This window comes from Bacillus sp. 05T22 (genome assembly GCF_056396765.1).
Map to the genome: position 1 here is coordinate 1 of NZ_JBFTMC010000294.1, position 442 is coordinate 442.

At 39.9% G+C, this 442-nt stretch carries 1 pseudogene; it reads left to right on the plus strand.

The window, feature by feature from the left end:
* Nucleotides 1-442 (plus strand): annotated as a pseudogene (locus AC1DIT_RS28530) (IS3 family transposase); the annotation flags it as partial.

Consider the following 442-nt stretch of genomic DNA (forward strand, 5'->3'; position numbering starts at 1 on the left):
ATTGTCACCACTCGTGAAAGAAATCTTCCGAGAGAGCCGTCAGAACTATGGAACACGAAAGATAAAAGTAGAACTAAAAGGTAGGATATGTGATTTCACGTCGCCGTATTGGGCGAATCATGCAGAACCAAGGTTTAGTATCGAACTATACGATTGCACAATTTAAGCCGAAGAGAGTTAGCTGTAACGAAGAAAACATTTCAAACGARCTCAATCGTCAGTTCAACCAACAAGAAGAGCTGGCTGTAGTCGTAAGTGATTTAACATACGTCCGTATGAACAAAAAGTAGAACTACGTATGTTTATTAGTCGATCTCTTTAATCGAGAAATCATAGGCCATAGCGCAGGCCAAAAGAAAGATGCCGAGCTTGTTTCACAAGCTTTCGCAACGGTGAAAACAAACTTAAATCGGATTACCTTATTTCATACAGATCGAGGAAA